The 341-nt window shown below is 57.8% G+C and carries 1 protein-coding gene; it reads left to right on the top strand.

Going from position 1 to position 341, the window contains the following annotated elements:
* Nucleotides 1-341, top strand: a 341-nt coding sequence (locus ACYP03_RS25000; protein WP_459782526.1) for a hypothetical protein, incomplete at both ends; no start/stop codon positions are given.

The following is a 341-nucleotide window of genomic DNA, read 5'->3' as shown; positions in this document are numbered from 1 at the left end:
ATCAGCGCCAGTCAGTATCAGCAGTCAAAAAACTGGCTGGCCGGCCGCTACCCGAAGGCCGATTTCAGACTCTGCACGGATGAAGCACAGCTGGCCGAATGTTTATCTGCAGCGCAGCTGGTCGTTACAGGATCCAGCGGCACGTTCAGCGATTCAGCCGTTCAGGCCGCCCTCAATAGTGTTGCCGCCCGAAAGCAGTCCCTGTTGTACGTCCACACGAACAGCTGGAATGCCACACCGCTGACGAACCTGGTTCTGAGCTACTTTGGGGTCCGAACCGAGGCTGTCGGCGGTGCTGGTAATTATTTTTCACAAGACCGCGCCCGCTGGACATCAGCTGC

Source organism: Photobacterium sp. R1 (assembly GCF_054600795.1).
Note: the sequence above shows the minus strand (reverse complement) of the source record. Positions and strands in the feature narration are given on the sequence as shown.